The sequence below is a fragment of the Actinomadura pelletieri DSM 43383 genome, assembly GCF_003634705.1.
In the GTDB taxonomy this organism is placed as follows: Bacteria; Actinomycetota; Actinomycetes; order Streptosporangiales; family Streptosporangiaceae; genus Spirillospora; species Spirillospora pelletieri.
On record NZ_RBWU01000011.1, the window covers coordinates 1 to 6,415 of the forward strand.

The following is a 6,415-nucleotide window of genomic DNA, read 5'->3' on the forward strand; positions in this document are numbered from 1 at the left end:
AAGGTGGCCTCTACCGCGGAAGCGTCGCCAGTACTGGTGGCCTACCCACTCGGCTACGACTGGATGTTTCTGTACTGGTACTGGATGCGGTTCACTAACACCGGGTCTCCGTTCGGCCACTCCCGCCACCTGGACCTCAAGAGCCTGTACGCCGCCAAGGCCAACACCATGGTGACCCGCTCGACCAAGAGACAGATGCCCGCCGAACTGCTGTCCACCCGGCCACACACCCACAACGCTCTGGACGACGCGATCGAGCAGGCCGAACTCTTCCACAACCTCGTCCGCTGGGCCGGGCCACCCAGATAGGGGCACTCCGCGGAACACCTCCATCCGTGTCTCTTCCCAGCACCCGCGCTGTCGACCGCACCATGTCGGTCCCCGCTTAGATCTGCGCTGACCCCGGGATTCGGTGATCGGACGGACGAGCCAGCGTGCTCAGCGAAGACCGTCGAAGCGTAAGAAATTGTGCGGCCATATACGATCCTGTTCGATATAAAAGTGTAACCGTTTTCGACCAGGAAACCCGTTCAATTCGCCGCGCGAGATCACAACGATGGTGGACACAGGGTAGCTAGACGAACACGCTCCAGCTCCCCGGAGGTTGACATGGGTAGCCAATACGCACGACGCCACCGTCTCGCTGCCGAGCTTCGCGCACTCCGTGAAGAGCACGGCTTGCTGGCAGACGAGTTGGCCAAGCGCATCCACTACTCGCGGACGAAGATCAGCCGCCTCGAGAACGCCAACGGCCGCCCTGACGTCGCCGACGTCATCCGCATTCTTGACGTTCTCGGAGTGCCGGACGAGCGGTGGACGTACATCGTCCGCCTGGCCTCCGACGCTGCTAAGAAAGGGTGGTGGGACGCCTACGGTGAATCCATGGGGCCGCGCCAACGCATCTACGCGGACCTCGAGTCCGGAGCGGACACCATCCGTAGTTACAACCCCACTTCTGTACCTGGCGTCCTCCAGACACCCGAGATGATCGCCGCAATGATCGAACTAGCGAAAGCTGAAGGTCCGACAGACTTCTCTCCCGCGAAGATGACCAAAGCTCGGCTTCGCCGCCAGGAGGAGCTCCTGCGGCCTGGTGGCCCAACCTACGACCTAGTCCTTGACGAGGTCGCTCTACGTCGAATCATCGTTCCCGAAGAGGTCCTCGCAGCTCAGATTCGCCACCTCATCGACACTGCCGCGGGAGCACCGCAGCTGACCGTCCGGCTCCTGCCGGTGGATATCAGGGCTCCGAAGTATCCGCTTCCTACCGTACCGTTCTACCTCTACACCTTTCCGGAGGCTGATGAGCCTCCCGTGACTGTTGTGGATACAGTTACAACTAACGTTGTTCACACGGCACCCGAAGAGGTTGACAGGTATACACGAAGGTATGATCAGCTCAGGCGCGTCGCCCTACCCCCCGACGACAGTCTGTCGAGACTGACTGAGATCGCGGAGCATTTGACCAGGCAGACAGGAGCCAGTGGATGAATGAAAAGTACTCCCAGTGGCGCAAGGCAAGCCACAGTGAGGCAGGAAGTGAGTGTGTCGAAGTGGCGGCTGCCGACGACCGTCAAACCATAGGCATTCGAGATTCCAAGGAGAACGGCATCGGTCATATCCTGGAAATCACCCGCGCGGAGTGGACCGCACTACTAACGAGCATCCGATCAAGTTCGTAACACGCAAGCGAATTCCGCTCGAAAATGGTTTTCCTGCATGAAAAAGCTAGACGTCCAATGGCGGAAGGCCAGCCATAGCGAGGCAGGCGGTCACTGTGTCGAGGTAAGTCGGTGCACCGCTACAGCAGTCGCTATCCGCGATTCCACACTTTACAGCAGAAGTCCCGTTCTTGAGTTGACGTCCTCAGAATGGACCGCTCTCCTTGTCGCCATCAGATCACATTCATGATCCGCTGTTGGCGGACGGACTCCTAGCCCAACCCAGAACTCGTAGACAGAGCCGCTGTTGTCACGAAACTGAATCCACAGCGGCTCTACACTTGATTCTCGGGCCAGCCGGAAGCCTCTCTTCTCTGCCCCCTACGCCACGCTTCTCGGGGCGTCACCCCCTACGTTCGTCTGCACATATGCCCTGCTCGTGCTACTCGGTTTCCAAAGGACCTCGTCTCGACATCGGCAGGCCCGCCCACCCGAAGGGACGGGTCAACGCTATACCACTGGCACGCCCGTCTAGTCATCCGGTCATGTTCATGACACAGCGATGAACGACGGCCCATTCAGAGGACCGTAAAACGTCTTTAGCGCGGAGCACTGGAGACGTGCACAAGTCTGCGGCGGCCGTACGCCTGTCTCAGCGGGCGTCCGAGCAGCATCCCTCCTCGCACCTGCCCATCAAGGCTATTGGGACGCCAGTTCTCGCATTCGTCCTCCAAAGTGCCGTCCTCGCGTCGCCTGATCTCAGGAACATCGCGTAGGCGTCGGCAAGGCCCTGCACGCGAACCAGGATCACTATCCCTCGCCGCTGCTTCACCTGGGCCGACCGGGAAGCACCCACCTCCAGCCGTCGCTCCTAGGTGTCCTAGCAAACCGGTTTCTGAGTTCGTCGCCCGAGATGCCGTCGCGTTGCTAGCACTCCAGGCGTCTCCCTCTCGGCAAGCCTTTGCTCGAAGGCCAGGTCGACCTGCCCACGCCGTTGCGCCACCCGTCAAGCCAACCGGTAACGTTCACGACGCACCGATGAGCGGCGGTCCTCTCAGATCGAACTCAGACTCCTGTAGTGCGGAGCCGCTGTAGACACGTACACAAGTCGTCACTCCCGCCAGTCGACCGGTCCGCGGACGGGCCTGGCCCGTCGCCGCCTCCCGCCTGCGCACCCGTCCGAGCGCCGCGCGCAACCGGCGACCGCTGCCACCCAGGCCCGCGCGGCCGTGTTCGGCGGCGATGCCGAAGCGGCCACCGCAGGCCGCGGCCCGGCATCAACCGTCGCCGCGCAGCTACCTGGTTCACCCGGCCAGCCATGAGTCCCTGCTTTCCAACTATCCGTTAGGTCTTGGGACGCCAGTTCTTGAGGTCGTACCGAAAAGCCGTAGTCACGCTGCTGGGTCAATCAACCTCCTCGGCCACTGCCGCAGAAGCGATAGACAAAGTGGGTACACCCTCGGGGATGTAGCCAGGACGCCCCCGGATCTCACAGCGTCCGCCCAGCATGGGGGCGTCCCCATACTTCTCTCGCGCTCCCGCATTCGTTGGGTTCTCCCGCCTGCACGACGGCAACGTCTCCCCTCCCACGCATAGTGGACACGAAGAGCTGGCAGAGCACACAGTCACACTGCCGGGTCGTCAGCCAAGTTCGCTGCGCACAAATCTCGCACGTGCGAAAGGACCACATGCACGCTTACATGGACGCGACGCATGGAGGGTCGACCCCGCGCCGCCTCCCGTTCGACATGCAAGGGAAACGGGCGATACGTCCGTTATCTGGCTGATCGTCCATGCGGACTTGCGGCCACCGGCGGAAAGGGCACCAGGCGTGGGCTTCGAGCGCACCAGCGGAACGGACACCCGTACCGAGACCACCGACTCCCCCGACACCCAAGACCGCTCCTCCGCACCAACAACGGACAACCCCGGCGCCCCCGGCCAACCCTCCCGCCTCGAAAGCCTCCGCCGCGCCCGCGAAGAGCAACATGCCAGAGCCGCCCAAATCGCTGCGGCCCGCGAAACCGAACAGCGTGAGAGGCCCGTCGAGGACAACCCCTCGACCGAAGACACAAACCAGACACAAGACACCCCGGCCGAGCCGGAGGACAACGACGAGACGCGGGAACCCGACACCGAAACCGGTAAGGCCGTGCGCGACCCGGAAGACACAGACGCACAGACCGAGACCGAACGGCCCAGGCAATCCGACACCCTGGGCGAAGAGCCCGGCACCCGGGACACCGACCGGGCTGCTACCGACTCACCGAACGAAACCGGCCAGCCCCAGGACGGCGAAGCCGATACTGAGGACCTATCTGAGCACGACCGCTCGCCACTCCCCCGGCACGGGGAACCCTCGTCCAACACCGCCGACCACGACGCCAACGCGGAGACCGGCGAGGCCAGGCGACTCGACATCCCGGGTGAGACGCGGGAACCCGACGCCGAAGCCGGTGAAGCTGAGCGCCCCTCGGAAGACACAGACGCACAGGCGGAGACAGAGGAGGCCGGGCAACTCGACGTCCCGGACGAGGAACCCCGCGCTCGGGACACCGACCAAACCACCCAGCGCCCATCCGACGAAACCGGCCAGACCCATGACGGCGAAGCCGACAACCAGCCGTCGCTCCCCCGAGACGGGGAACGCTCGTCCAACACCGCCGATCGCGATGCCGAGCAGGAGACCGGCGAGGCCGAGCAGGCCCCGCAGTCCCCGGACATGTCATCCGGCCGAGAAGGCCAAGAGGTAACGGACGAACAGGCCCCGGCTCCCGGAGATCAGCGGCCTGCCGGAGACCAGCGCCGCACGTCCGAGGCCGGACCACAGCCCGACGCACCAGCGCCTCCTCCAGACTGGCCGCCAAGAACGAACGATGGCACCACCCGGTGGTCCACGCCCGTCTACCGCATTGACGACAGAACACCGGGCACCCAGGTCGAGCCCCGTGATAGGAATGCCGAGACCCAACCCGAAATTCCAACCACCAACGGCGCCAGCGGTTATCGGCGGCTTCCCGAGCTCCTCCGCGATGGAACACCTGGGCGCGGCGAACTCCGCCCACCGGAGGATGACCCGGCAGACCGGGACGCCGAACTTGAGGAACGCCGGCAGAGCCGCTGGGAGAACTTCGATAGGGTTAACTCGGCATTCGACGCTACAAAGAAAGTCATCAAAGGTGTGAAAGACCTGAACCTCAAGTCACCACCAACAGGGCACGCAGAGGTCAGGATCGATCGCAACGCCCCCCAGCCCCACATAAAAGACGTTAATCCGACCGATACCGTAAGCGGTGGAGTCATCCTCGCGACTGCGATACTCGGCAGCGCGGTGAGTGTGTACCGGAGATCCCGACACTCTAGACAGGAGTGAGCATGAAGGTTAGCGATCAGCAGCTCGCCACACTGCGCGCCCTTCTCTTGGGCCAGATGGACGAGCATGAGCGCCTTCTGGACCAGCTTAAGACGAAGGACGAGCAGACAGGCTACATCGCTCTGACCACAGCCGCCTTCTTCGAGGCCGTCGACCGAAAGTTCGCAGCTGGCAACAGTGTCGCAGGATTGCCTGAAGTGATAGAGTTCGTCGCCCACCAGCGATCGGCGCACCCAGTCGCGGCCGAGCAGCTTGACCCGGGCATTGCTGAGCAGGTACTCATGCACGCGATCGGCAAGGGAACCATAAGCGATGACATCGACGGCGAGACACTTCTCGGCACGAAGATACTCCTGCTAGCTGCACTGAACGCGGAAGCCGACCTCGACGAAGCCGAAGTCGACGGCTTCCTGGCGAAGGCGCGGGCTGAGGCGGACGAGCACCTGGACTGACACACAAGCTCCCAGATCGGATCTCGGCATGACAGACAACGCTCCCATCACGATCAGCGACCAACACGTGGCAGCACTACGCACGTTTCTGGTCGAGGGTTCCGAGGTTTGGCTGAAGCGGCACGAGAATCTACTGAAGGACGAGACGGACTTCGGGTACTCACTTCTACTCTACGCCGCATTCACCAAGGCAGCGGAGAAGAGGTTCTCGCCCGTCTACAGTGTTCCGCAGTTGATTCAGTACGTCGCCGACCATCGACTCAGCCTTGAGGAGCATGCAGACGAGTTGAACCCTCGTGTCGCCGAGAAGCTCCTTCGGTTCGCCCTGGGCGACGAAAGCTTGAGTGAGCGTCCGCCATTCGGCATGGACCCGGTCAGTGTGGCGCGGGCCGAAATGTACCTGCTTATGGCTCTCATAGAGGAAGCGAAACTCAACGATGCGGAACTGGAGAAGTTCATCAAGGACTCCTCCATTCTCGCCAACGAATGGGCGGCCGCCGACCAAGAGCAGGTGTAGGAAGAGGCCACTCCGGAAGCGCTACGAGGAACGCCGACGCCTACGTGTGAAGTGAACGCCCTCCTGATGTGGAGGCCGATGCGTCACCCCCAGGCCGAACTCCTTGCCGACCGGATCTAAGAATCGACGATGAAGTAGATGACCGATATGCCGTCATCCCGGCCCAGTGCGCGGTTCTGTCGAAGTTGACATCCGAGTTTGTGATCGACGAGGCAACGTTGGAGAAGTTCATCAAGGACTCCGCTGATTTCGCCGAGAAGTGGGTGTCTTCCAGACAAGGTAAGGCCCAGGAAGCGGGCGCTCCAGGAGGCGCCACAAGGAACGCCGATGCCTAAGCGTGAGGTTTACTTCTCGGCTGATGTGGAGGCCGACGGGCCGATCCCGGGGCCGTACTCCATGCAGAGCTTCGGGT

Annotated in this window: 7 protein-coding genes; all 7 read left to right on the top strand. The window is 62.5% G+C overall.

The window, feature by feature from the left end; all coding sequences use genetic code 11:
• Window positions 1-309 (top strand): 3'-5' exonuclease family protein (locus tag BZB76_RS33940; protein WP_475647908.1); only part of this gene is annotated, 309 nt, incomplete at its 5' end.
• A 300-nt stretch (window positions 310-609) separates the two neighbouring features.
• On the top strand, window positions 610-1,491 hold the full coding sequence (locus BZB76_RS33945) for a helix-turn-helix domain-containing protein (RefSeq protein ID WP_121438553.1): 882 nt from the start codon (window positions 610-612) through the stop codon (window positions 1,489-1,491).
• The gene (locus BZB76_RS33950; protein WP_121438554.1) at window positions 1,488-1,682 is read left to right on the top strand and encodes a DUF397 domain-containing protein; all 195 of its coding nucleotides are present in this window, start codon (window positions 1,488-1,490) and stop codon (window positions 1,680-1,682) included. Before BZB76_RS33945 ends, BZB76_RS33950 begins: the two co-directional genes overlap by 4 nt.
• 37 nt (window positions 1,683-1,719) lie before the next feature.
• Window positions 1,720-1,911: a DUF397 domain-containing protein gene (locus BZB76_RS33955; protein ID WP_121438555.1), complete on the top strand. Its 192-nt coding sequence runs from the start codon at window positions 1,720-1,722 to the stop codon at window positions 1,909-1,911.
• Window positions 1,912-3,492: 1,581 nt separating this feature from the next.
• Window positions 3,493-5,034: a midas domain-containing protein gene (locus BZB76_RS34455; RefSeq protein ID WP_147449655.1), complete on the top strand. Its 1,542-nt coding sequence runs from the start codon at window positions 3,493-3,495 to the stop codon at window positions 5,032-5,034.
• Between the two features lie 2 nt (window positions 5,035-5,036).
• A complete protein-coding gene (locus tag BZB76_RS33965; RefSeq protein ID WP_121438557.1) occupies window positions 5,037-5,486 on the top strand; it encodes a hypothetical protein in 450 nt (149 codons plus the stop codon).
• 28 nt (window positions 5,487-5,514) lie between these two features.
• Window positions 5,515-6,003, top strand: a complete 489-nt coding sequence (locus BZB76_RS33970; RefSeq protein WP_121438558.1) for a hypothetical protein — start codon at window positions 5,515-5,517, stop codon at window positions 6,001-6,003.
• Window positions 6,004-6,415 lie beyond the last annotated feature (412 nt).

What these genes read in the sequence shown, in the direction of transcription:
- BZB76_RS33965 (WP_121438557.1), top strand. Translation starts at nt 5,037, where the DNA reads ATGAAGGTTAGCGATCAGCAGCTCGCCACACTGCGCGCCCTTCTCTTG.
- BZB76_RS33945 (WP_121438553.1), top strand. Translation starts at nt 610, where the DNA reads ATGGGTAGCCAATACGCACGACGCCACCGTCTCGCTGCCGAGCTTCGC.
- BZB76_RS33950 (WP_121438554.1), top strand. Translation starts at nt 1,488, where the DNA reads ATGAATGAAAAGTACTCCCAGTGGCGCAAGGCAAGCCACAGTGAGGCA.
- BZB76_RS33955 (WP_121438555.1), top strand. Translation starts at nt 1,720, where the DNA reads ATGAAAAAGCTAGACGTCCAATGGCGGAAGGCCAGCCATAGCGAGGCA.
- BZB76_RS33970 (WP_121438558.1), top strand. Translation starts at nt 5,515, where the DNA reads ATGACAGACAACGCTCCCATCACGATCAGCGACCAACACGTGGCAGCA.